This is a genomic window from Corallincola holothuriorum (assembly GCF_003336225.1).
In the GTDB taxonomy this organism is placed as follows: domain Bacteria; phylum Pseudomonadota; class Gammaproteobacteria; order Enterobacterales; family Neiellaceae; genus Corallincola; species Corallincola holothuriorum.
This window is the reverse complement of record NZ_QPID01000003.1, coordinates 1-22,922: the sequence shown is the minus strand read 5'-3', so window position 1 is coordinate 22,922 and position 22,922 is coordinate 1. Positions and strand designations below refer to the sequence as shown.

General features: G+C 50.5%; 18 protein-coding genes, 2 rRNA genes and 1 riboswitch. Of the genes, 5 read left to right on the top strand and 15 right to left on the bottom strand.

What is annotated here, in order from left to right; all coding sequences use genetic code 11:
- Nucleotides 1-244 precede the first annotated feature (244 nt).
- A complete protein-coding gene (locus DU002_RS05680; protein WP_114337413.1) occupies nucleotides 245-853 on the top strand; it encodes an HAD-IA family hydrolase in 609 nt (202 codons plus the stop codon).
- Nucleotides 854-868: 15 nt separating this feature from the next.
- On the opposite strand, the gene DU002_RS05675 is transcribed toward DU002_RS05680, so the two are convergent.
- The 11 genes from DU002_RS05675 to imuA form a co-directional block, all read right to left on the bottom strand.
- A complete protein-coding gene (locus DU002_RS05675) occupies nucleotides 869-1,309 on the bottom strand; it encodes an Rrf2 family transcriptional regulator (protein ID WP_114337412.1) in 441 nt (146 codons plus the stop codon).
- A gap of 91 nt (nucleotides 1,310-1,400) precedes the next feature.
- Nucleotides 1,401-2,513 (bottom strand): 2-iminoacetate synthase ThiH, encoded by a 1,113-nt coding sequence (gene thiH / locus DU002_RS05670; RefSeq protein ID WP_114337411.1) that lies wholly within the window; start codon nucleotides 2,511-2,513, stop codon nucleotides 1,401-1,403.
- Nucleotides 2,510-3,289, bottom strand: a complete 780-nt coding sequence (locus DU002_RS05665; RefSeq protein WP_114337410.1) for a thiazole synthase — start codon at nucleotides 3,287-3,289, stop codon at nucleotides 2,510-2,512. Before DU002_RS05665 ends, thiH begins: the two co-directional genes overlap by 4 nt.
- Before the next feature lie 21 nt (nucleotides 3,290-3,310).
- The gene (gene thiS, locus DU002_RS05660) at nucleotides 3,311-3,514 is read right to left on the bottom strand and encodes a sulfur carrier protein ThiS (protein WP_114337409.1); all 204 of its coding nucleotides are present in this window, start codon (nucleotides 3,512-3,514) and stop codon (nucleotides 3,311-3,313) included.
- Nucleotides 3,511-5,121 (bottom strand): thiamine phosphate synthase, encoded by a 1,611-nt coding sequence (thiE, locus tag DU002_RS05655; protein ID WP_114337408.1) that lies wholly within the window; start codon nucleotides 5,119-5,121, stop codon nucleotides 3,511-3,513. The genes thiS and thiE overlap by 4 nt, the downstream gene beginning before the upstream one ends.
- Nucleotides 5,118-7,115, bottom strand: coding sequence for a phosphomethylpyrimidine synthase ThiC (gene thiC / locus DU002_RS05650; RefSeq protein ID WP_114337407.1), 1,998 nt, complete (start codon nucleotides 7,113-7,115; stop codon nucleotides 5,118-5,120). Before thiC ends, thiE begins: the two co-directional genes overlap by 4 nt.
- A gap of 119 nt (nucleotides 7,116-7,234) precedes the next feature.
- A riboswitch (TPP riboswitch) is annotated at nucleotides 7,235-7,350 on the bottom strand.
- 81 nt (nucleotides 7,351-7,431) lie between these two features.
- Nucleotides 7,432-7,593, bottom strand: a complete 162-nt coding sequence (locus DU002_RS19345) for a hypothetical protein (protein ID WP_158537974.1) — start codon at nucleotides 7,591-7,593, stop codon at nucleotides 7,432-7,434.
- 409 nt (nucleotides 7,594-8,002) lie between these two features.
- Entirely contained in the window at nucleotides 8,003-8,590 is a 588-nt protein-coding gene (locus tag DU002_RS05645) for a DUF4202 domain-containing protein (protein ID WP_114337406.1), read from the bottom strand.
- Nucleotides 8,591-8,642: 52 nt separating this feature from the next.
- The gene (locus tag DU002_RS05640; protein WP_114337405.1) at nucleotides 8,643-11,750 is read right to left on the bottom strand and encodes an error-prone DNA polymerase; all 3,108 of its coding nucleotides are present in this window, start codon (nucleotides 11,748-11,750) and stop codon (nucleotides 8,643-8,645) included.
- Nucleotides 11,751-11,768: 18 nt separating this feature from the next.
- A complete protein-coding gene (locus tag DU002_RS05635) occupies nucleotides 11,769-13,217 on the bottom strand; it encodes a Y-family DNA polymerase (protein WP_114337404.1) in 1,449 nt (482 codons plus the stop codon).
- Between the two features lie 2 nt (nucleotides 13,218-13,219).
- Nucleotides 13,220-13,924, bottom strand: coding sequence for a translesion DNA synthesis-associated protein ImuA (gene imuA, locus DU002_RS05630; protein ID WP_114337403.1), 705 nt, complete (start codon nucleotides 13,922-13,924; stop codon nucleotides 13,220-13,222).
- Between the two features lie 257 nt (nucleotides 13,925-14,181).
- Here imuA and DU002_RS05625 point away from each other — a divergent pair, with 257 nt between their 5' ends.
- Nucleotides 14,182-15,645: a multiheme c-type cytochrome gene (locus tag DU002_RS05625; protein ID WP_114337402.1), complete on the top strand. Its 1,464-nt coding sequence runs from the start codon at nucleotides 14,182-14,184 to the stop codon at nucleotides 15,643-15,645.
- Nucleotides 15,646-15,715: 70 nt separating this feature from the next.
- The gene (locus DU002_RS05620) at nucleotides 15,716-16,285 is read left to right on the top strand and encodes a NapC/NirT family cytochrome c (RefSeq protein WP_114337401.1); all 570 of its coding nucleotides are present in this window, start codon (nucleotides 15,716-15,718) and stop codon (nucleotides 16,283-16,285) included.
- A gap of 71 nt (nucleotides 16,286-16,356) precedes the next feature.
- Here DU002_RS05620 and tpx read toward each other — a convergent pair whose 3' ends face one another.
- Nucleotides 16,357-16,938 (bottom strand): thiol peroxidase, encoded by a 582-nt coding sequence (tpx, locus tag DU002_RS05615; RefSeq protein WP_114337400.1) that lies wholly within the window; start codon nucleotides 16,936-16,938, stop codon nucleotides 16,357-16,359.
- A gap of 669 nt (nucleotides 16,939-17,607) precedes the next feature.
- Complete coding sequence (gene nhaD, locus DU002_RS05610) at nucleotides 17,608-18,984, bottom strand: sodium:proton antiporter NhaD (protein WP_114337399.1); 1,377 nt, start codon at nucleotides 18,982-18,984, stop codon at nucleotides 17,608-17,610.
- Between the two features lie 303 nt (nucleotides 18,985-19,287).
- Between nhaD and DU002_RS05605 the strand changes: the two genes are divergently transcribed.
- The gene (locus DU002_RS05605) at nucleotides 19,288-20,259 is read left to right on the top strand and encodes a DUF3344 domain-containing protein (RefSeq protein ID WP_158537973.1); all 972 of its coding nucleotides are present in this window, start codon (nucleotides 19,288-19,290) and stop codon (nucleotides 20,257-20,259) included.
- 89 nt (nucleotides 20,260-20,348) lie between these two features.
- The gene (locus tag DU002_RS05600) at nucleotides 20,349-22,265 is read left to right on the top strand and encodes a tetratricopeptide repeat protein (RefSeq protein ID WP_158537972.1); all 1,917 of its coding nucleotides are present in this window, start codon (nucleotides 20,349-20,351) and stop codon (nucleotides 22,263-22,265) included.
- 344 nt (nucleotides 22,266-22,609) lie between these two features.
- Here DU002_RS05600 and rrf read toward each other — a convergent pair.
- A 5S ribosomal RNA gene (gene rrf, locus DU002_RS05595) occupies nucleotides 22,610-22,725 on the bottom strand.
- 89 nt (nucleotides 22,726-22,814) lie between these two features.
- Nucleotides 22,815-22,922, bottom strand: a 23S ribosomal RNA gene (locus DU002_RS05590); the annotation flags it as partial.

The following is a 22,922-nucleotide window of genomic DNA, read 5'->3' as shown; positions in this document are numbered from 1 at the left end:
AGCTTAAGTCCCTAAAACTGAAAGGAATTGATAGTTCTTTTTTTAGGGTTTCAGATTATATGCCGTTTTTTTCACCACTTAGAGGCGCTGATCACATTTTATTAACATGGTTTTAAAATAAGTTCATTTGCTGACGTTATTTTCTTTCAGATCAAGAAAGTGGCGGAAACAAGATGTAACAAGACGAGGCCTACAGCCGACAGGTATAATGACCGTGTTGATGCGCTTACTTGGCCAGTGATCTATGAATTTTTCCGACTATTCCCACTACGACGCTCTGATTTTCGATATGGACGGCACGCTGCTCGACACCATGGCGTTGCATGAACAAGCCTGGCGCGACACCTTAACCTTTATCGATCTGCCAGTACTGCCAGAACTAATGCGCTCATTGGTCGGGTTGCCGACCCTGCGCACCATGGAGATCATCGCTGAGACCGCCGGTATCGCAGCGCGTGATTTCACACCGGGCGTCGGCTTTAAGCAACAACGGGTGGATGCGCTCATGCTGCAAGGCGTCGCCACCACGCCGATCGTCGATATTGCCCACTATTACTTAGGCAAAAAACCACAAGCGGTCGGTACTGGCTCAGGTACAGAAGAAGCCCACAGCTTATTGAAAATCGCCGGGATCGCCGAGCTGTTTTCTGTGGTGATAGGTGCGGATCGGGTCACCAGACACAAACCTGATCCAGATACTTTTTTACTGGCGGCACAAGAGTTAGCCGTAGATCCGAAACGTTGCGTGGTGTTTGAAGATGGCGATGCTGGCATTGACGCCGCACGGGCAGCGGGAATGGATGCTGTTGATATTCGAGCCTTTTGGCAGCCAAAACCCGGCTACTTTGAATAAAGTAACGGGAAAATGTTACTCCGGGAGTCCGTCCTGCCATAGCAGCGGGATTAGGTCATCTTTGTTCTCAACCAAGTCTGCCAGCGTGTACTGATCCAGCACTTCAAGAAACGCATCAACAGCGCGCGTTAAGGCAAATTTGAGACGGCAGGCGGGCGTTAAACAGCACGCAGGAGACTGGCAATCAATACCATCCAGTGCGCTCTCCAACGCTCTAACCACATCACCGATACAGACCTCTTCAGCGGCCAACCCCAGCTTTATACCACCGCCCTTGCCCCGGGTTGATGACACATAGCCGAGCGTGGCCAGCTTATGTATCACTTTCACCATATGATTACGGGAGACCTGATAGTGCGCCGAGACCTTGGCAATGCTGGTCTGCTTATCAGCCGGCAATAACGCCAGATAGATAAGTGTTCGCAAACCAAAGTCGGTGTAGGTGGTCAATCGCATAACCGGTCGTCACACAATGAAATAAGTGGAGTGCCATTATACCAGCTCAATACTCGATGACATCCACTTAACCGACGCCACCTGATTCCAATCAAGTCAACGCCCGATCCCAATCCTTCCACACCGGCTGAAAACCCAAGCGACTAATACTGGCCACCACCTGTTCTGGGCGGCGTTCGTCAGAGATCTCAAACTGTTCTAATTGTGGTTTAACCCCATCGGCGTAGCCGCCCGGTTGGGTTTGCGAAAACGCGCTCATGGTGGTGATCCCCAGCGGCAAGACTTGATCACGGAACGTCGCCGATTCTCTCGTCGACAGCGATATCTCCACTTGCGAATTAAGCAAACGATAAGCACAGATCAACTGCACCAACTGACGGTCGTTCATGATCGATTTTGGTTGCAGTCCTCCGGTGCAAGGGCGCAAACGCGGAAATGACAAGCTATAACGTGTTTTCCAGAACTGTTGCTCCAGATAGTGCAGGTGCGCAGCAACATGAAAGCTATCCACCCGCCAGTCATCTAAGCCAATCAGCGCGCCTAAACCAATTTTGTTGATACCGGCACGCCCCAAACGTTCAGCGGTTGCAAGACGCCAATCAAAATCCCGCTTTTTCCCTTTGGTATGGTGCTCAGCATAAGTACGACGATGATAGGTCTCCTGATACACCAACACGGTATCAAGCCCCAGACTGATCAGCTGTTCATACTCATCTTGCGCCAGCGGCTGCACTTCCATGGAGATATGGGAGAAATACTCTCGCAACAGCGGTAGCGCCTGGGCGAAATACGCCATCCCCACCTTACGTTCCGACTCGCCAGTGACTAACAACAGGTGGTCAAATCCCATCTGTTTAATCGCTTCCGCTTCACGACGCAGCTCGACCATATCAAGGGTTTTCCGGCGTATCGGGTTGTGCATCGAAAAACCACAGTAGGTGCAAATATTGCTGCACATGTTTGACAGGTACAGTGGAATATAGAGCTGAATGGTATTACCAAATCGCTGCCGAGTTAGCTGAGCGGCTTGCTGTGCCATCTGTTCCAGAAACGGCTCAGCAGCAGGGGAGATCAGTGCCTGAAAATCATTCAGATCACGCTTAGGTTTAGCTAACGCACGCCGCACGTCAGCGGCGGTTTTGCCATTGATAGTGAGAGACAAATCATCCCAATCCCAATCGGCGATCAGCTCGGCAAAACTCACAGCGCCTCCAGCGGTTGATCCAGAAACGCAGTCAATGGGCTACTAGCCACTGCCGCAGATTGACGCCCAGCCAAACCCGCTTCATAGGCCATCCGTCCAGCCTCTACCGCCAGTTTAAATGCCCGAGCCATGGCGACCGGATCCGCGGCAACGGCAATGGCGGTATTCACCAGCACCGCATCAGCGCCCAGCTCCATCGCCAGGGCCGCATCAGATGGCGCACCGATGCCAGCATCAACCACCACAGGCACGTGAGCCTGCTCAATAATAATCTCTAAGAACTCTCGGGTACGCAGCCCTTGGTTCGAACCTATGGGAGATCCCAATGGCATGACTGCCGCACAACCCACCTCCTCTAGCCGTTTACACAGCACTGGATCGGCATGAACATAAGGCATCACCACAAAGCCCTGTTTCACCAACGTTTCTGCTGCTGATAGGGTTTCAATAGGATCTGGCAGTAGGTATTTGGGATCCGGATGGATCTCCAGCTTAACCCATTCGGTACCTAACGCCTCGCGCGCCAAATTGGCTGCAAACACCGCTTCTTCGGCGCTTTTAGCACCAGAGGTATTGGGCAGTAGTGACACACCCGCATCGATCAGAGGCTGCAAGATATCGTCATCACTGGCGTTAAAGTCCACCCGTTTCATCGCCATGGTGACCAACTCACTGCCACTGGCCAGCAATGCGTCGGTCATCGATTGACGACTGGCAAACTTACCGGTGCCGGAGAATAACCGACTGCTGAATTGCTTCTTCGCTATGCTTAACATGGTGTAATCTCACTGTTCAATTTAGCCACCGGCGATCGCCTTAAATAGCTGCAACTCTTCATCGCCAACCAACTCATGTTGATGCCACTGCGCCCTTGGTAACACCTGTTGATTGACTGCAATCGCCACCCCAAGGGGGTCGACTTCAGTTAACCGCAACAGATCGGCGACGGTCGAGCTGACAGGGCAGTCCACCGCCTCACCGTTTACTTTTACAGTGATCATAAGCAGGCTCCTGTCATTCTATTTATCTCAGTAACGGCCACAGGATCACCGGCAATATGCTGTAATTTCGCAATCATCGATTCCGCCGCAGTGGCTTTAGTGATCGCACTGACTACCGCGAAGCTCCCCACCCCAGTGTTCATCACTGCGCTGGCGCGTTCGGCATCAATGCCGCCAATGGCCACCAGCGGCGTATTGGGTAGCAGTTGCACCTGCTGCGCCAGGCGAAATAACCCCTGAGGCTGAGAAGGCATCTGCTTGGTTTGGGTGGCAAAGATATGGCCAAGCGCCAAGTAGCTAGGTCGCAACTGGGCAGCACGTAGCAGCTCATAGATACCATGGGTACTGATGCCCAAACGCAATCCAGCGCGCTTAATGGCTGCCAGATCGGCGGTTTGTAGATCTTCCTGTCCCAGATGAACACCATAGGCACCCAACTCGATAGCTAACTGCCAGTGATCATTAATAAACAGACGCGCTTGATATTGATGCCCAAGAGCCACCGCTGCCGCTATCTTCTGGCGCAGATCTGGCGACTGAGGATCCTTAATCCGCAGCTGCAATGTCTTAACGCCCGCCGCGAGCAAACGCGCAAGCCAAGCAACAGAATCGACCACCGGATATAAACCCAAGCGTTGCGGGCAAGGTGCAAAAGGTACTGGCGAAACCAGCTCATCCGACGCTGTTAACTCAGCCAGCGATGCACCAACTCGCGGCAACATAACGCTATCCGTTGGCCATCCCAAATGCTTTACAGGGCCGGCGCCAGCACCCACTGACACTGCCGCAGCTAAGCCCTGCTGCAGATAACCACGGGCAAACACCAGGGCATCTTCTAATGCATATCCTTGCGCCCAGATCGCCGCGATGGCGCTAGCCAAACTACACCCCGTACCATGGCCATGGGCGGTGTCCAAACGTGGCGCTGAAAGATAGCGCTGACTGTCTCCATTGCTCCAATAATCCAAACAGTGATCAGCCAGCAGTTGATAATGCCCACCTTTGAGCAAGACCGACCCGACGCCCAGCGCCAGTAGTTGCTTGATCACGGGTTCCGGTAGCACACCATCTTGCAATGCCATACCCGCTAACAGTGCGGCCTCCATGGCGTTCGGCGTGAGTAGATCGATCCAAGGTAGCAAGTGTTTAGTAACCGCAGTCAACGTGGACTCAGTAACTAAGTTGTCTCCGCTACTCGCCACCGCAACGGGGTCATAGACCACCAGCGGTACGCGATGCCCTGTTTGCGCCGATGTTTGTTTTAACTGCTGCAGCCATTGGCTGACCATGACCACTTGTGACACCGTGGCCAACAAGCCGATCTTGATGATCCGCGGTGGCAGATCCGCAAGCAACACATCCAGCTGAGATTGCAGTACCAGATCAGACACAGGATTAACCTGAGAAACGGCCACCGAGTTCTGCGCCGTCACCGCGGTGATCACAGTACAACCATGGGCACCTAAGCCATTAATCGCCTGCAGATCTGCTTGAATACCGGCTCCCGCACTACAATCCGAACCACCAATGGCCCAAACGATGGCAGAGACTTGGCCTTCTCCACCACTGGCAACCAGCTCACCACCACAGGTATAAGGGGTGATCATTCGCTGACTTTCTCCCCTTCTGCAGCGGCAACATCAGTCGGCGCTTTGTAAAGTTCGCTGCCTTGCTGGCGGAAGGTTTCAGACATCTTCGCCATCCCCTGCTCGGCTCCTTCGACACTGTCCACTGCCACCGTAATAGTTTCATCCAGCAGCTTTATGCTGATCTGCTCCTGCTTGGCGGCAAATTCACGCACCTCTTGAGAGATCTTCATCGAGCAGAATTTCGGCCCACACATGGAACAGAAGTGCGCCAGCTTGCCCGACTGCTGGGGGATTGTTTCATCGTGATAAGCACGGGCGGTATCGGGGTCAAGGGAGAGATTAAATTGGTCTTCCCAGCGGAACTCAAAACGTGCTTTGGAGAGCGCGTTGTCCCGCACTTGAGCACCGGGATGGCCTTTGGCTAAATCGGCCGCATGCGCAGCGATTTTGTAAGTGATCAATCCCTCTTTCACATCGGCTTTATTTGGCAAGCCAAGGTGCTCTTTTGGCGTTACGTAACACAGCATAGCGCAGCCGTACCAACCGATCTGCGCAGCACCAATACCTGATGTGATGTGATCATAGCCGGGCGCAATATCAGTGGTCAGCGGCCCCAGCGTATAGAAGGGCGCTTCATGGCAGGCAGAGAGCTGCTTATCCATGTTCTCCTTGATCAACTGCATCGGCACATGACCAGGACCTTCGATCATCACCTGCACATCATATTCCCAAGCGATTTTGGTCAGCTCACCCAAGGTATAGAGTTCACTGAATTGTGCCTGATCGTTAGCATCGGCGACCGAGCCGGGACGCAAGCCATCACCCAGGCTGAGGGAAACGTCATAGGCAGCACAGATTTCGCAAATATCGCGGAAGTGGCTATAGAGGAAGTTTTCCTGATGGTGAGATAAGCACCATTTAGCCATGATTGAACCACCACGGGAAACGATACCTGTCATCCGCTTCGCCGTCATCGGCACATAGGCCAGCAACACGCCGGCATGAATGGTGAAGTAATCAACGCCCTGTTCACACTGCTCAATCAAGGTGTCACGGAATACGTCCCAAGTGAGATCTTCCGCCACCCCTTTCACTTTTTCCAGCGCCTGATAGATAGGTACGGTGCCAATCGGCACCGGGCTATTACGGATGATCCACTCACGGGTTTCGTGAATATAGCGACCCGTTGACAGGTCCATCACAGTGTCGGCGCCCCAGCGGGTTGACCACACCAGCTTCTCTACCTCTTCCTCAATCGAAGAGGTCACCGCCGAGTTACCGATATTGGCATTCACCTTGACCAAAAAATTACGGCCAATAATCATCGGCTCCGACTCTGGGTGATTGATATTGGCTGGAATAATCGCCCGCCCTTCAGCCACTTCGTTACGAACAAATTCCGCTGTTATCTGCTTTGGTAAATTCGCGCCAAATGCCTCGCCCGGATGTTGCACAGCCAGCTCCGCTGCCACTTCAGCTCGGCCCATATTTTCACGCAGCGCAATGTATTCCATCTCAGGGGTGATCACGCCTGAGCGGGCGTAATGCATTTGGGTGACACAACGTCCCGCCAAAGCTCTTTTCGGCTTAGGTAGATGCTCAAAACGGATATGGTCTAAGCCTTCGTCGGCAAGACGCTGCTGGGCAAACAGTGAGCTGGCACCAGCAAGCGCTTCAGTGTCATTGCGCGCTTCAATCCATTGTTGACGCAAGCGCGGTAAACCGCGTTGCAGGTCGATGCTGGCATCAGCTTCTGTGTAGTAGCCTGAGGTATCATAAACGCGGATCGGCGCGTTATCTTCAAATTCAGGCTGCGCTTTTGTGCCGCCAACTAAGGTTGGCGACAACGAAATTTCACGCATCCCCACTTTCACGCCAGGTAATTCACCCTGCACAAAAACTTTATGCGAATTAGGAAAAGAGAGATCTGCCAAATTGGCAAAAAATGCTTGCGCGGCGGCACGGGCGTCGCGCCGTGGATTGCTTTCTGAAACAGTCGTGGTTTGTGTCATTGTGGCCTCACGTTAATCCGTAGTAACAGTTAACGCCGGCGCACCGATAGATGAGTGGTTCAGTAGGATTAAGGGCTATGGCTTCTGCTAGGTATCGCAGCTGTTTGCGATAGACAACAGGGACACGCCCTCTTGTTTCCCTTCGCAGGCATTAACCTGATCAGGTTCAACGGATCCCGCTTTCGCGATCTCAGCCTATCTACCCAAAGGTAGCTCGGCACTCCGACAAGATATTGGCAACGAGTATAGGGGAAATAGAAAGGGCCGCACAAGTGCGACCCTTTAAAAACTAGTGCAAGAGATAAAGCCCTGAACTTCAGGCAGCGTAACTCTCTTCATTTGTGGCCTGAGGGCTGCTTTCGTCAGCGATCAGAACGAGTTGCTTTAGGTGATCAAAAATATCCACCATCACAGTGCGATCCGTCGCCAGTTGTTTTCGCAGCGCTTCCACTTCTGCTGCGGTCATGGCTTTATCCATTACAATCTCCAACTGGGTTATTTAAAATTGGTTATAAATTGGTCTGCGCTAAGAGTAGTAATCACTAAAAAATACGGTCTGATCTAGCGCAACAAATTCTCAATTAGCTATTTATTCGTCATTTAATGATGCAATTTTAGTCAATTGTTTACGTTTTGTTAAATTTTTTAGCGAAAAAAAGTAACTTTTTTATAACACTCGGTTTTACAAAGATTTTTCTGCACTGAAAATAGTTTTATGACAACAAAGCGAAGCCATCACGCTCAAATACGGGGTAATTTGAGATCCAGATCACACCTACAAAATGGCAATAGTCCAAACCGTTGGAAATTTACTCAAAAAAAAGAGAGCAACAATTTGCTCTCTTACTTTGAAATTACACGAAATATTAACAATTTCATTTACATATTTAGCTCAATGCGCGCTTAACCAGTGCCAACATGGCTTCAGGTAAATCAAGTTCCAACGCTGCGGCATGACCCGCCTCAGACATCTTTGCCCAAGTCTTACGAATAATGCCTAACATCTTCTCTTCCGTATGCTTGGCTGCAAAGTCAGCGAAGTAATACTCCAGAAAAACCAGACAGATAACATCTTCCAAGGTCTGGCATTCAGCATCACGCTTAATCTTCTCTTTGCGCAGCAGTTGTTGGGTACGTACCGCATCGTCTTCGCTGTAGCCTTGCTCACGCATTAATTCCGCAGCCAAGTCTGCGTGCATTTTGCCCAAATCGGTACGCCACTGATGATAACCCTGACGATCCATCGGATAATCGCTGCGTGGGATCGCCCACCGCTTAATATGCTGCGCACGAGCCGCGATCTGCAAATGCTCACTGGCACCCGGCGCAAACTGTGCCAACCGCTCACTCATCCGTTGCCCATATAACAGCTCTTTTGGCACTTCGACCTCATGACAAAATTCCATATTGGGGTCTTGGCTATTCACCTGATCGATAGCCTCTAAAGTCAGATCTAAAGCCGAATTATTGTCCATGGGTCATCCTTCGTTATCTTTGTCTCAGGTTTAAATTAGCAGAATTAGAGAGTTAGCAGAAATCCCGCGACTTTAATCGCAGCGCGTGTAACTCATCGCTCCGATCCGTCAGTTTACCAGCAATCAGGTGCACTACCTCCCCTTGCTGATCTAACACGCCCCTGACCTCCAACAATCGGGCAGTCAAATAGGGCTGTTTTTGTGCCCGCGCCGTTGCCTGCCACACCACCACATTGGCATTCCCGGTTTCATCTTCCAGAGTGATAAAGGTCACTCCCGAGGCGGTACCCGGACGCTGTCGTCCCGTCACCAGTCCCACCACGGTAACTAACGCGCCATGGCGCATGGTGCTGAGCTCTGCGGCCGTCTGACAACGATACAGAGCCCCTTGTTGCCGTAACATGGCCAAAGGATGGCGCTCCAGCGACAAGCCCATTGCAGCGTAATCGGCGAAGAGTGCTGCCGACTCCGTGGGCGCCGCCAGCTCAATACCACCATCATCGATCCTCGCCGCAAGCAGCGGTGTTGCCTGCTCGGCACCGGACAGCAGCCAGCGCGTTTGATAGCGGTGCCCGCCTAAAGAGCGAAAAGCACCGGCCGCCGCCAGCGCTTCCATTTGGTCTTTAGCTATGCTGCGTTGACTTGCAATTCGCTGCTGAAAATCCGCCATATCAGCGAATCCCTGCGCTGGGCGCTGGGCAACCAATAGCGCAGCCGTGGCGTAAGACAAACCTTTCACTAAGCGTAACCCCAAACGCAACCTAGGACTTGGCTGGGGGGTCTCTGCAGCCCCCTCTTTCCGCTGTTCGTTCTGCAGCTTATGATCCCAATCGCTATAACAGATATCCACAGGCAACACGCCGATGCCGTGGCGTTTCAGATCCTGTACCAGCTGGTCAGGACTATAAAATCCCATCGGCTGGCTATTTAGCAGCGCACAACAAAAAGCGGCCGGATAGTGGCATTTAAGCCAAGCCGACACATAAGCCAGCAGCGCAAAACTCGCTGAATGGGACTCAGGGAATCCATACTCACCAAAGCCACGGATCTGACGAAATACCTGCACTGCAAACGCTTCGTCATAACCATTCTCGGCCATGCCCCGCAAAAATTTTTTTTCAAACAGATCCAGTTGGCCGCTCTTCTTCCAACTCGCCATCGCCCGCCGTAACTGATCCGCTTCGCCAGCACTAAAGCCCGCTGCCACCATCGCCAATTTGATCACCTGTTCCTGAAACAGGGGAACGCCAAGGGTGCGAGACAGCACCGCCTCTAGCGCTGCATTTGGATATGCCACCGGTTCCAAACCCTGCCGCCGACGTAAATAGGGATGCACCATGTCCCCTTGGATCGGCCCAGGTCGGACGATGGCGATCTGTACTACCAGATCGTAGTAGCAGCGAGGTTTTAATCTGGGCAGCATATTCGACTGAGCACGGGATTCGATCTGAAACACGCCGACAGTATCGGCGCGGCACAGCATCTCATACACCTCAGGCTGCTCCCACACCACCTGCGCCATCCCCATCGGTTGTCCGCTCTGTTGCTGGATCAATGCAAAGCATTTACGAATGGCGGTTAGCATGCCCAATGCCAGCACATCCACTTTCAGCAAACCAAGATCTTCCAAATCATCTTTGTCCCATTGGATCACGGTACGCTCAGCCATCGCGGCATTTTCGATCGGTACCAGTTGATGTAGCGGACCAGCGGAGATAATAAAGCCACCGACATGCTGTGATAGATGACGAGGAAAGCCGATCAACTCGTTAACCCACTGGATCAACAACTGACCCATCGGCAGATCCGCCACCCCCAGCGCCACCAGTTGTTGCTGCCAGCTCTGCTCACGGTCACGGCGATCCACTTGGTGTAGCCAGTATTCCAGCAGGCTCTGTTCAATCCCCAGTGCTTTACCGACATCCCGCAGCGCACTCTTGAAACGATAACAGATCACCGTCGCTGCCAAGGCCGCTCGATCTCGCCCATATTTTTGATAGATGTATTGGATCACCTCTTCACGGCGTTCATGCTCAAAATCAACATCAATATCCGGCGGCTCATTGCGCTCTTTCGAAATAAAGCGCTCAAACAATAGCTCCACCTTGGTGGGATCAACTTCAGTGATCCCCAAGCAGTAACACACCGCAGAGTTTGCCGCAGAGCCCCTACCCTGATGTAGGATCTGCCGGGACTTGGCAAAGCGCACGATGTCGTAAATGGTCAGGAAAAAGTATTCGTAATTCAGCTCGGCGATCAGCCCTAACTCTTTGTCCAACAACGCTTTCACTTTGACAGGGGTACCTTGGGGAAAGCGCCATTGTTCTCCCTTAGCCACTAACTGCGCCAAATAGCGACTCGCAGTCAGCCCTTCAGGCACAAGCTCCGCGGGGTATTCATAGCGCAATTCATCAAGGGAAAACTGACAAAGATCGGCGATCTTGACGCTATTTGGCAACATATCTGCGGAGAATAGCTTTTCCAGCACAGGCAGCGGACGCAGTACATGTTCAGCATTTTGCCGTAACGCCGCCGCTACCTGAGTCAGCGGTTGGCGATAACGAATGGCGGTCAATAGATCTTGTATCGGTTGCCGTTCACGGCAATGCATATAGACACAGCCAGCAGCCACGACAGGTAGTTGATAATCCCTGCTCCAGCGCATCAGCTGCTGACGTTGCTGCTTATCATCATGTTGCAGTAAGCGATGATGCAACAACCATAAACGCTGCTGAAACTGTTCGACTAACATAGCGGCGATGGCCTGAAAACGTTCAGCATCTTGCGGCCACCACAACAGTAGGCAGTGGCCAAGTGAATTCAACAAATCCTCGACGGACACACGATAGCTACCTTTGCTGCAGCGCCGTCGAGCCAGTGTAATCAACCCACATAGCTCGCCATACCCCTGTCGGCTAGGTGCCAGCACCACGCACTGCTCACCACATTCCAGCCGAAACTCACTGCCCAGCAACAGCTTGATACCATGCTGTTTCGCTGCCACATGAGCTTTGACCACCCCCGCCATCGAACACTCGTCAGTTAATGCTAATGCTTGATAGCCCAAGGCTGCCGCTTGTGCCACCAACTCTTCGGGATAGGAAGCGCCACGTAAAAAGCTGTAGTGACTAAGACAATGCAACTCAGCATATTCAATCATGCAGATCCACCTTCAGCATCAGCCAAACCACCCGTGAAGAAACCACTCACCACTGGCATCTTTAAAGATCCAACACAGTGCGCCCTGCTGATCCCGCGCCAAATAGTAGTCCCGTATCACCTCATCACCGCTGGCACTCTGCCACCAGCCGGAACAGATCCGTTCCGGGCCATCCAGAATTGTGATATCAGGTTTACTTAATCGACATGGGACAGGCAGCAACCAACTCGGTCGACGCGATGAACTCGCCACCGGTGAAGCTGACATCACAGGATCTACCGAGGTGCCGGGCGGCACAGACTTCCAGCTTCGTTCCGGGCGATGATCACCGGTCACCGTCATGCCATAAATAGCACCTTCCCCTAACTTACTCTGCAAACGCCCTAGCAGCTGGCCTTGAGTTAACCCTTCCCCCTGCCGCTGCTGTAGTAGATCAGTTGTCGCTGATGTGATTGCAACCAGCTGCTCACAACAAAGTGATAACCCCAACACTGGCGCGGGTAGATGCTGCTTTTCTAACTGCAGTTGCGCCAGCTGCCACCACTGCCTAAATCCCGTCTCTGGCGAGGAAGATCGCAATACGATAGAGGTTGCAGCAATATCTCGATGGCTGAGAGTGAGCAGGCATTCTGTGGTTGCCAGTTGCCGCTGACGAAGGTAATCCGTTAACCCCTGCAACAAACGGCGCAGGGGGAAAAGTAAACCGTGAAGGTGGTAAATTTCAGCGACCAGCGGTTGCGATAACTCAAATCGTGGCGGTGCTGAAAACACCTTAAACGAGGGCATTAAACGCCCCTGCAGTTCAAGGATCCAACAGAGCAAGGGCGCGCCCAAGCGACGTCGGATCTCCGCCACTGGCAGCGCTAGCAGTTGTGATAACGTTTGCAGTCCTAAGCCCGATAACCCTTGCAGCTGCAAAGGGGTAAAAGGCAAGCTCTCGACGCCAAGATCACCGAGACGTTTAGCTGTTTTTTTAGCATCAAGTGATGACCAGTTAGCGCCTGCCTGCGCCAAGGTGATCGCTGCCCGCGGTGTCTTAGCGATAGCGTACTGCCAACTAAGATCTTGGGTTAATAAGCTACGCTTTAACTGACCAAGATAACCCTCTACGCCGCCAAACAGACGCAACATACTGCCCACTTCCAGCAGTAAGCTGTGGGGCGGAAATAACAGAATGCGGGAAGCAAAATCCCCCGCCCATAGCGCCATGGCATGCAATGCTGTGGCTGACAATTGCGCAACATCGCCCTCAACCAGCTGATCTTCAGCTAATAAAGTGATGTCATCGGTCAATGCCAACAAGGTCGCCAGAGACATACCAGGCCGTACCCCCAACACCACAGCTTGCTGATTGCTCTGCAGTACCCGTTGCTGCCGATCCAACAAGACCACAACACCAGACGTCTCATGGCTGCGACAGCACCAATCAAGCGCTAAGCGGGGGAAATCTAACGCTAACCAGAGCATGCTTACGCCCGCCAAGGGCCGACAATGACACTGTCAGTCTCTGCTGCCGGTAAACTGAACTTGTCAGCCAGCGAAAGTGGAAAAGGCGATAACGGCCACCCACCACGACGTTTAAACAGCTCTACTAGCAACTGGCTATTACTATGACTTTCTAACCATAGACGGGTAGGCGCTGGCGAGCTGAGATCTCTGACCGCTTGCTGCCTGATCCATTGGGGACGAAAAAGAAACAACGGGGTTTGCCCACGCTCCGCCGCCAACTGTAAACGGCGCAACTGGGACGTTTGGGGCTGCTGAGCAGGGTCGAGTAACCAGAGCAGCACCACACTACATGCTCCGGAGCTCAACGCTTGCTCTGCGCTCCAGAGCTGCGCCGACATATCTTCAACCCCAGCAATTACCAGTTGCTGCTCCACAGGCAAGCAAGCCTGCAGCAACCCTGGCGCATAAGGCACCATAGGCGGAGCGATCCACAACTGGAATTTGTCCACGGATGCCAGCGCTGCCATTGCCGGCAGCAGCAACTGTACTTCACCGATGCCGAGTCGCGGCAACAGCAGCTCCGTTACTTCCTGACGTCGCCACCCACCATCGAGCGCCTTGTCTAAGACCGCATAACCAGTGGCGAGTGATTCACAAGACGAAACACGTGGCGCGGCGCCCTGCCATAGCAAGCCAGAGTCAAAAAGTGGATCCAATAATGGCATAATCACCTTAAAATATACTGTATATGCATACAGTATATTTTAAGGTGATTGATTCGGCAAATAGCCGCTGGCAGAGGAAAATTGATCTATTACAACTGCACTCATCATTTAAACCCATACAAAGTGAGCTGATTAACATTTATCCAAAATCCATATTTAACATATGGATTTATTGTCTACTATTTGTTCACTTACATATCTGTCGGATACAGATGTTGTTGCCCAACCATCACGGATGCCGAGACGGACAGCAGACCATGAAAAACGGACGAATAGCACTACAGACCACCTTCTTTGCCACGCTGGTATTGCTTACCTGCAGCGCCCTCTTTAGCCTGGCTTACGCCGCCCCCAAAGCACAGATGCTGAAACCTTTTGCGTCGCTCAGTGACGAAAGCAAGCAGTGTGCTGCCTGCCATAAAGAGCAAAACCCCGCCCTGTACCAGCAATGGGGGCGATCTAAGCATTATGGTGCCAATATTGGATGTTTTGAGTGTCACCAAGCCGATCCCAATGATGCTGACGCCATCAAGCACGAAGGATTTGATATTGCAGTGATTGTATCGCCAAAAGATTGCGGGCAGTGCCACAACAAGGAAGTCGAAGAGTTTGCCGCCAGTCATCATGCCAAAGCGGGACAGATCATTGGCTCACTGGATAACTTTCTCGCCGAGGCGGTGGAGGGACAGTTGAGCTTTAACGGCCAATCCCCCGCAGCTGTCAGCGGTTGTTGGCAATGTCACGGCGCCGAAGTCAAAGTATTAGCTAACGGCGACCTTGATCCAACCACCTGGCCCAACACAGGTATTGGCAGACTCAATCCTGATGGCTCAGTTGGTGCTTGTAGCGCCTGCCACCAGCGTCACGAGTTCTCCATGGTTCAGGCCCGTCGCCCTGAAGCCTGCGGAAAGTGTCACCTAGGGCCAGACCATCCGCAAAAAGAGATCTACGAAGAATCCAAGCACGGCATTAATTTCTTTGCCAACGTTGAGCATATGAATCTGGGTTCAGCGAAATGGATAGTTGGCGAAGATTATGATGCAGCCCCCACATGTGCCACTTGCCATATGTCAGCCACTCGCGAGCTACCTTTAACTCATGACGTCGGCGCTCGTATTAGTTGGACATTACGCCCTGCAATTTCGGAAAAAGTCGACGCGAAAGCGATTGCTCAAGGCAAGCAAGTGAAGCCTTGGGAAGAGCGCCGTGCTGATATGAAGAACGTGTGTAGTGCCTGCCACACCAGTGGCTGGATCGAGAACTTCTATACTCAGTTCGATAATTTAGTGGTGCTGTATAACGAGAAGTTCGCCCGTCCGGGTAAATCTATGATGGATCTGCTGACGAAGAATGAGATGTTAACCGAAGTCCAGTTCGATGAAGAGATTGAGTGGACTTGGTTCTACCTCTGGCACCATGAAGGTCGCCGCGCTCGCCATGGTGCAGCAATGATGGCACCTGATTACGTGCAGTGGCACGGCATGTTTGAAGTGGCTGAACGCTTCTACGTTGAGATGGTACCTCAATACCTGGAAGTGGTAGAGAAAGCAGAGCATGCAGGCAAGAAAGAGCAAGCAGCAGAAGCGCGAAAACTGCTCGACGAGATCTTATCCAGACCTGAACACGCTTGGTTCTCGGGCAAAGAGCCTGCAGATATCAAACAAAAGCGCCAAGAAGCACAGAAGGCTTTTAAACAGCGCTACCAAAGCGAGAGCAAATAAGTAGCACCTAGCATTGCGGATCAGCTTGAATGAAAGCTGATCCGCTTTTTACCTATCAGCAAGGATTTTTATGAACCAGCATAGAAAGCCCAGCCGATTATGGAAGCAAACCCGCAGCCGTTGGCTATTAGGGATCCCTATCGGTGGTTTCATCGCGTTGGTGTTAGGTGCTTTGGGTGTTGTGACCTTTCACGGTGTGATGGACTTCACCAACACGAATGAGTTCTGTTATGGCTGCCATATTGGCCGGGATACCATTGTCGAGGAGTATCAGGCCTCGGTACATTTCAACAATCGTTCTGGTGTTATCGCCACGTGCGCCGACTGCCATGTGCCAAAACCCTTTGTCGATAAGATGATCGTCAAAGTCAAAGCCACCGCTGATATCTACTATCAGTTGATGGAAACTGTCACCCTAGAGAATTTTGAACAGGAGCGATTACGCTTAGCCGAGCACGTTTGGCGAGATATGGCGGCCAGCAACAGCCGTGAATGCCGCAGTTGTCACACACCTGAAAGATGGGATAGCGACGCCCAACCGATCCGCGTCAGAACCAATCACCAAAAGATGCTTAGCCAAAATATGAATTGTATCGATTGCCATCAAGGAGTGGCTCATAAACGGCCGGTAATTGAGTAGAAATCAGTGCAGCTGATCCACCATAGCGCAACAAAAGGGGTCGATAACGACCCCTTTTGATTTTTGCAAAGCTAGTCCTGATGAAGCTTCTTAACCATCGCCAGAGCGGCATCATAGTCAGGGTGTTCACTCACCTCTTTGACCAGCTCCTGATACTGTAGCTTGCCATCCTTATCAATAATTAAGATAGCACGCGCCAGCAAACCCCTATCCTTGATCAACAAACCGTACTGCTCACCAAAGTTGCGCCATACCGCATCGGACAGCACTGGCATTTTGTCGACATTTTCCACTTCACAAAAACGCTTCTGAGCGAATGGCAGGTCCGTAGACAAAGTGATCAAAATCACATCTGCCGGCAGCTTCGCCACCTCACTGTTAAAACGTTTGGTTTGCAAAGAACAAACACCGGTATCAATGCTCGGCACCACAGATAACAGCACAGTTTTGCCCTGGTAGTCACTAAGCAAGATCGGTGCAAACTTGCTATCTACGACTTTAAATTCTGGTGCAGGCTGCCCAACTTCCACACCGGAGCCTAACAGCACCAATGGCTGGCCACCTGCGGTGACCAAGCCCTCACGCTCAGTCAGCTCTGCCCAGGCAGAAAAAGATAAACAGACCGTCAGTATCACAAAGGGAAGTCGAAGCATTGTTTCTCTCTCAGTTAGTTAATTCTTGGCTTGTCTGCATACGCTAGCATAAGTAAACAGATCAATGGCAAGCATAACTAAATACGCTAAATAGCAGAGTGGCAAGTTGTTGCGACAGCTATACGGAGAGGGTTACGTAACAAAAAGACGCCGCTTATCGCACAAAGTACTGGTGCCTAGAGGAGGTAAACTTGCAGCGGAATTGGTCGCAGACTTGCCCTGCCCCCAGATAACTTTGAGGAATACACCAAGCGCTTGAATGAAGCAACTAAGCCATTGGCGAAGATAGATTTGCAGCACAAGCTCAGAGCAAAGCCGCTAGCGGCCTTACTCTTTTTTATCGGTTTAATCTATTTAGATTTAACAAATAATCACTAACATCAAGGCAACAACACCGCAAATAACAGCGGCAATATTAGCCAACGGGTAGCGTTTTTCTTCAGGGGTCAAATGGAAAAAAGTCATACATCACCTCTTACGTCAAACCACAAGAGGCATCCATGCAACGAAATAGATCGGCCTGTCCTTACCGTTCTGAACATAACGGCGCTTGCCGATCAGAATTTTATATTAACAAGCTTTTAACGTTCAGTGCCGCGAAGCGGATCACGGCATAACCACTAAATTTTTAGAGCCCTCACCAGCTATTAAGTTCCTGCTACACCGCACTCAACCATTAACCAGATAGTGGGTAGCCACCGCGGCTGCATAGCCAAGTAAGATTGCCCATGACCAACGCAGATGCCCTAAGAAACTATAATGGCCTTTCCCAATGCCCATTAACGCTACACCAGCAGCAGAGCCTATCGACATCACACTACCACCGATCCCCGCGCACAGGGTGATCAGTAGCCATTGGAAATCATTCATTTCAGGGTTCATCTGCAGGATCGCAAACATCACAGGAATATTGTCAATCACAGCAGAGATCAGGCCAGCAACAACATTGGCTGTGCCAGCGCCATAGCCGAGATAAAGTGCGTCAGAAACCCAAGCCAGATAACCGATGAAGCTAAGTGCCCCCAAACAATACATCACCCCAAAAAAGAACATTAAAGTGTCCCATTCCGCCTCAGGTAACTCTGAGAACAGGTTATGCTCACGATCGGGGTCTGATAGTGGCAGGCGGCGACTACGCAGAAATATGGCCAGCATCAAAACTGACAACCCGGTCATCATTCCTAGATAGGGCGGTAGCCCCAACACCTGTTCAAAAATCACAGCCAGTACGATGGTGACAAGGAACAAACCACAATACATCCTGCCATGGCGTTTCAACACCACCTTCTCTCTGCTGATGGCGGGGGCGCCGCAAGGCAAAAACAGCGTCAAAATCACCGCTGGCAACAGGAAGCTCACCAGTGAGGGCAAAAAGATCTGCAAAAAACCAACAAACTCAATCTTGCCAGCCTGCCAAACCATTAAGGTGGTGATATCTCCAAACGGAGAAAATGCGCCGCCCGCATTGCAGGCAACAACAGTATTAATGCAGCCCAAAGAGGTAAACTTAGGTGAATCTTTTCCCACCGCTATCACCACGGAGCCGATCACCAAGGCCGTCGTTAAATTATCGGCCAGTGCCGACATAAAGAACGCAATACTACCGGTTAGCCAAAATAGACCTTTATAACCATAACCTCGACTCACTAACCCACTTTTCAGTAGTTCAAACAGTCCACGCCCTTCAATCTGCTTGATATAGATAAGCGCCACCATAAGAAACAGAAAGAGCTCGGCAAATTCATCAAGGTTATTCGTTACCGCCAAACGGATCTCTGCATGGGGAACATCATGCTGATATGCGATCACAGCAGCTAACATCCACAACAATCCCGCACTGAAGATCATCGGCTTGCTTTTACTGATGCCAGTTTGCTGTTCAAAGAACACCAATAGATAGGCAGTGAAAAAGATCAACAACATCAGTAAGGCCAAAGGGCCGGACATCATGCTGTCCGCACCAACAAACGCAGAAAAATCACTGGCAAGAACAACACCAGCAAGCAAAACCATCACCGCACCTAACCAGCGCCAATAACGAAACATCTCGGGCTCCAAACAGTGTCACATTTTCAAGTTGCTACCCATAAAGAACTAAGTACTTACTATTTCTACAGAGCCTATAAAAACTATACGCGGGAGTTACAAACCCTATTGGTGTCTAATTATTTTACAAGGCATATATATATTAGTTTTTGTTGTAACCCACCTTGATGATTTTTAAGCAAAAAGCTATCTGGCAAACATATTGCTTTGCTATCAATGACAGCGATGCATATGCCGTGTTATGCCGTCGCTAAAACACCAAGCTGTATATGGAAATTTGCAATATTATTAAGGAATCACACGATGAAAACCGCAAAGCAACTCTTAAAAGTGAGTGCTGTTGTTGCTTCTTTAGCTGTATCAGGGATGGCATCAGCTTCACTTACAACCTTCCAAACATTTACTGGTAATTATGGCGTATCGTCCGATGGTTGGGGCGGTACGAGTCAATCCGGCACTATTTCAGCCTCTGTCCCTGCAGGCGCTACAGTAGTTGCCGCATATCTCTATTCAGCAATGTATAGCTCACCCACTGCAATGGGGGATGTCACACTTGAGGGCACAACCATCAACAGCTGGGATCAAGAGTATACCAATGCAATCCCTAGTGTTAGCGACACCTTCTTCCGCACCGGACGCAAAGATGTCACGGCACTGGTTAAGCCGACGATTGATGCTGGCCCTGGTGGGGTTTATGACTTTAGCCTTCGGGAGTCTGATAGCAGAACAGACGGTGAAGCATTGATCGTAGTTTATGAGATGGCTGGCTTGGAAGTCTCTACAGTCGCTATCTTAGATGGCGGAGCAGCACTGGCTGGTGACAGTACTCAGGTGAACTTCTCTGATCCTGTGGATACTACAGATCCAGCGTTCTTCGCAGAAATGCGTTTGGGTATCAGCTTTAGCTGCTGTAACCAGAAGTCTAATGTCGATGTTAATGGTCAACTATTAACCAATAATGCCGGCAACAATGATGATGGTGAACTTGTAGCAAATGGCTCATTGATCACCATGGGTGGTTATGATGACGATCTGCTTAACCCTAATGCTTACAACGAAGACGATGAGCGTTATAACTTAGTACCGTTCATTAACGATGGTGATTCCAAAATTACTGTCGATACAGATAATCCATCCAATGATGACAATATATTTGTTGCCTTGTTCCACGTTAAAGGCGAAGCAACATTTACCCAAGATGTACCTGCGCCAGCACCATTAGCGTTATTGGGCTTATCACTGTGTGGTTTATTTGCACGTAGTCGCCGTAAGTAATTGCTGCGCTAAAACTGAGAGCGGCGGGGATCTTTCCCGCCGTTTTTTATTCTAGAATGTTAGTTCGGTTAAGCGTAAAGGAATTACAGATGAGCCGTTTACTACTAACGATGGCACGTGTAACAGTGCTCAGCGTGAGCCTGTGCAACCTTGTTATTGCAGCCCCTATCAATCTGACAGAAACTAAATCTCAGCAATATTTGGAGCAAGCTTTTACCGGCGCCAATGAAATGGGGATGGTTGATTTAGGAACAGGCAAAGGCGTCAACGATCTTAGCTGGCTAAATCAAGTTGTCGCTGAAGGGCTTTACTCTCAAACCTCTAGAAACCAGATACTGACACTAATATCCAACCAAGATTATCTTGATGCAGAAACAGCTGCTCGCAAGTGGATTGCCGAGCGCCCAGCGGATCTGACCGGACACCAGTTATTTATCTTAGCTCTACTCGGGCAAGGTAAAGACCAAGCCCTAAGTACTCACCTGATCGAGCTAAAGAAACTCGCACCAAACTTACATGACACTACCGCATTCTTGGCAGCGACAGGCTACGCAAAGAAGCGGCAGTTTTATCAAGCTCTGGAGCTCCTTAACTCTCCACTAACTGGCAGTTCAGCACAAACCTTAAAAGGCCAAATCTTATTCCAACAAGGTCGAGTCGATGAGGCGACGAAAGCATTAAAGGTCGCACTAACCACTAAACCCGATAACTTGGGCGCAACGGTATTGGTCACCAAGTTAAGCTTAGCCACCAGTCAACTGCATGACGCCAAGCGGTATGCTCAAATTTGGCAGAAGCTTGCCCCCGAAGATGTTGGACCATCTATGGTACTCAGCGCGGTTGCGATGATAGAAAACCAACCCAGTAGCGCCAAGAAAGCCATTACAGAGACCCTCACTCGTCACCCCGAAAACTATGTCGCAATGCTCGACTTAGCATTGATAGCTTGGCGTGAAGGCGATCTAAAGACAGCTAATTCACAGCTAGAAAAGCTGAAGGCTGTAGATAGTCGTGAACCGTTACAGCTCGCTAGCCTGATGTTACTTAATTCTGATAAGGAGAGTGATAAGAAAAAGTTAGCATCAACAGTAGCAAAGCTTATCGAAATAGATCCAAACGACCCAATGCACCAACTGTTACGGATTGCGGTGCAAGCGACGGTCTCCGAAACAGATCTCTTACCACTATCGAATCTTTATATCGATTTGAAAGATAAGTCGCTCCGCCAACAAGTTGCCACAGCCACTAACGCTGGCTGGTCAAGTGTCGCCTATAGTTACTACCTGTACCGCCAAGGCTATTTTGCCATGCTCCTCGCGGACAAAACTAACAACCAAAATCCGCTATACCAGATCAACATGGCCAGAGGCCATTGGAAGAGCGGTGATAGCGATAGCGCACAGCGCACCTATCGCGCATTTCAAGATGCCAACCCTAAATGGGTTATTCCACTACTCGAAGTCGCGGATATTCAATATTTTCTCAATGGCGCAGATGCGGCGCTAAGCGGCTATCGTCAAGCCCATTTAAAACGACAAGATTGGCCAGAGTTAACTGTGAGGTTAGCGAATCTACTGTTTACCAGCGGAAAATTTGAAGACGCGCTAAGTTACTACCAAACACTCAGTAGTCAGTATCCCAAAAATGGCGTCTTCCTTGCCCAGATAGCCATGACGGAACTCGCATTAAAGCGTAACAACGAGGCACTAGTAAATGCCCAGAAAGCCCATACATTGCTGCCACAACACCCTGAAATAACCAAGGTCTTAGCACAATCGTTTTATAGCTTAGGGAACTGGGATAAGGCACAGCTTAACTACCTCAAGGCGCTAAAACAGGGCGTGCAACTAGAGTTAACAGATCTGCTCAATCTCGCGAAGAGCTTTGAAAAAAGCGGCAACAAGAAGCAAGAGATACGTTTTCTTGAGCGTACACTAAATCTCGGTGTCGATTTTCAACAGGCAAATGAAGTTAAACAAAGGCTCAAGGTTCTCAATGGTGCATAGCGCAAATGCCCCTAAGTTAATTTCACTCTGCCAAGAACTGAAATCCAACAGTTAGAAGTTAATTACAGCAATAGATATTAGAAAGCCCGCATTTGCTGATGCGGGCTTTTTTATCGTCTGATCGCTAGATGAATGGATCTAATGTCGACCAAGAATACTTACGCGTTTGTCGGTGCCCAGCCCATAGGTATGGCTCTTTCCGGTTGATGACAACACTAAAGGCTGCCGATACTAGGCGTGCTGAAAACAAAAAGCCCCTCGCTTGGGCGAAGGGCTTTGCTGTTTTCAACGGCCTTAAACGCAAAAAGGCTACCCTATCGGGTAGCCTCTTCACTGTATTAGGTGTCTGGCGGTGACCTACTCTCACATGGGGAAGCCCCACACTACCATCGGCGCAATTGCGTTTCACTGCTGAGTTCGGAATGGGATCAGGTGGTGCCACAACGCTATGGCCGCCAGACAAAAACTTAATTAGGAAAATGCCGACTGTCACTCTATCGATTTTGGCGTGTCTTGCACGTCACTCGCTTAAAACTTCTTAGGGGTTGTATGGTTAAGCCTCACGGGCAATTAGTACAGGTTAGCTCAACGCCTCACAACGCTTCCACACCCTGCCTATCAACGTCGTAGTCTTCAACAACCCTTTAGGGGACTTAA

Bases quoted from the DNA above. Each gene is read 5' to 3' on its own strand.
- DU002_RS05680 (WP_114337413.1), top strand. From the start codon at position 245: ATGAATTTTTCCGACTATTCCCACTACGACGCTCTGATTTTCGATATG.
- DU002_RS05675 (WP_114337412.1), bottom strand. From the start codon at position 1,309: ATGCGATTGACCACCTACACCGACTTTGGTTTGCGAACACTTATCTAT.
- DU002_RS05665 (WP_114337410.1), bottom strand. From the start codon at position 3,289: ATGTTAAGCATAGCGAAGAAGCAATTCAGCAGTCGGTTATTCTCCGGC.
- thiS (WP_114337409.1), bottom strand. From the start codon at position 3,514: ATGATCACTGTAAAAGTAAACGGTGAGGCGGTGGACTGCCCTGTCAGC.
- thiE (WP_114337408.1), bottom strand. From the start codon at position 5,121: ATGATCACCCCTTATACCTGTGGTGGTGAGCTGGTTGCCAGTGGTGGA.
- thiC (WP_114337407.1), bottom strand. From the start codon at position 7,115: ATGACACAAACCACGACTGTTTCAGAAAGCAATCCACGGCGCGACGCC.
- DU002_RS19345 (WP_158537974.1), bottom strand. From the start codon at position 7,593: ATGGATAAAGCCATGACCGCAGCAGAAGTGGAAGCGCTGCGAAAACAA.
- DU002_RS05645 (WP_114337406.1), bottom strand. From the start codon at position 8,590: ATGGACAATAATTCGGCTTTAGATCTGACTTTAGAGGCTATCGATCAG.
- DU002_RS05640 (WP_114337405.1), bottom strand. From the start codon at position 11,750: ATGATTGAATATGCTGAGTTGCATTGTCTTAGTCACTACAGCTTTTTA.
- DU002_RS05635 (WP_114337404.1), bottom strand. From the start codon at position 13,217: ATGCTCTGGTTAGCGTTAGATTTCCCCCGCTTAGCGCTTGATTGGTGC.
- imuA (WP_114337403.1), bottom strand. From the start codon at position 13,924: ATGCCATTATTGGATCCACTTTTTGACTCTGGCTTGCTATGGCAGGGC.
- DU002_RS05625 (WP_114337402.1), top strand. From the start codon at position 14,182: ATGAAAAACGGACGAATAGCACTACAGACCACCTTCTTTGCCACGCTG.
- DU002_RS05620 (WP_114337401.1), top strand. From the start codon at position 15,716: ATGAACCAGCATAGAAAGCCCAGCCGATTATGGAAGCAAACCCGCAGC.
- tpx (WP_114337400.1), bottom strand. From the start codon at position 16,938: ATGCTTCGACTTCCCTTTGTGATACTGACGGTCTGTTTATCTTTTTCT.
- nhaD (WP_114337399.1), bottom strand. From the start codon at position 18,984: ATGTTTCGTTATTGGCGCTGGTTAGGTGCGGTGATGGTTTTGCTTGCT.
- DU002_RS05605 (WP_158537973.1), top strand. From the start codon at position 19,288: ATGAAAACCGCAAAGCAACTCTTAAAAGTGAGTGCTGTTGTTGCTTCT.
- DU002_RS05600 (WP_158537972.1), top strand. From the start codon at position 20,349: ATGAGCCGTTTACTACTAACGATGGCACGTGTAACAGTGCTCAGCGTG.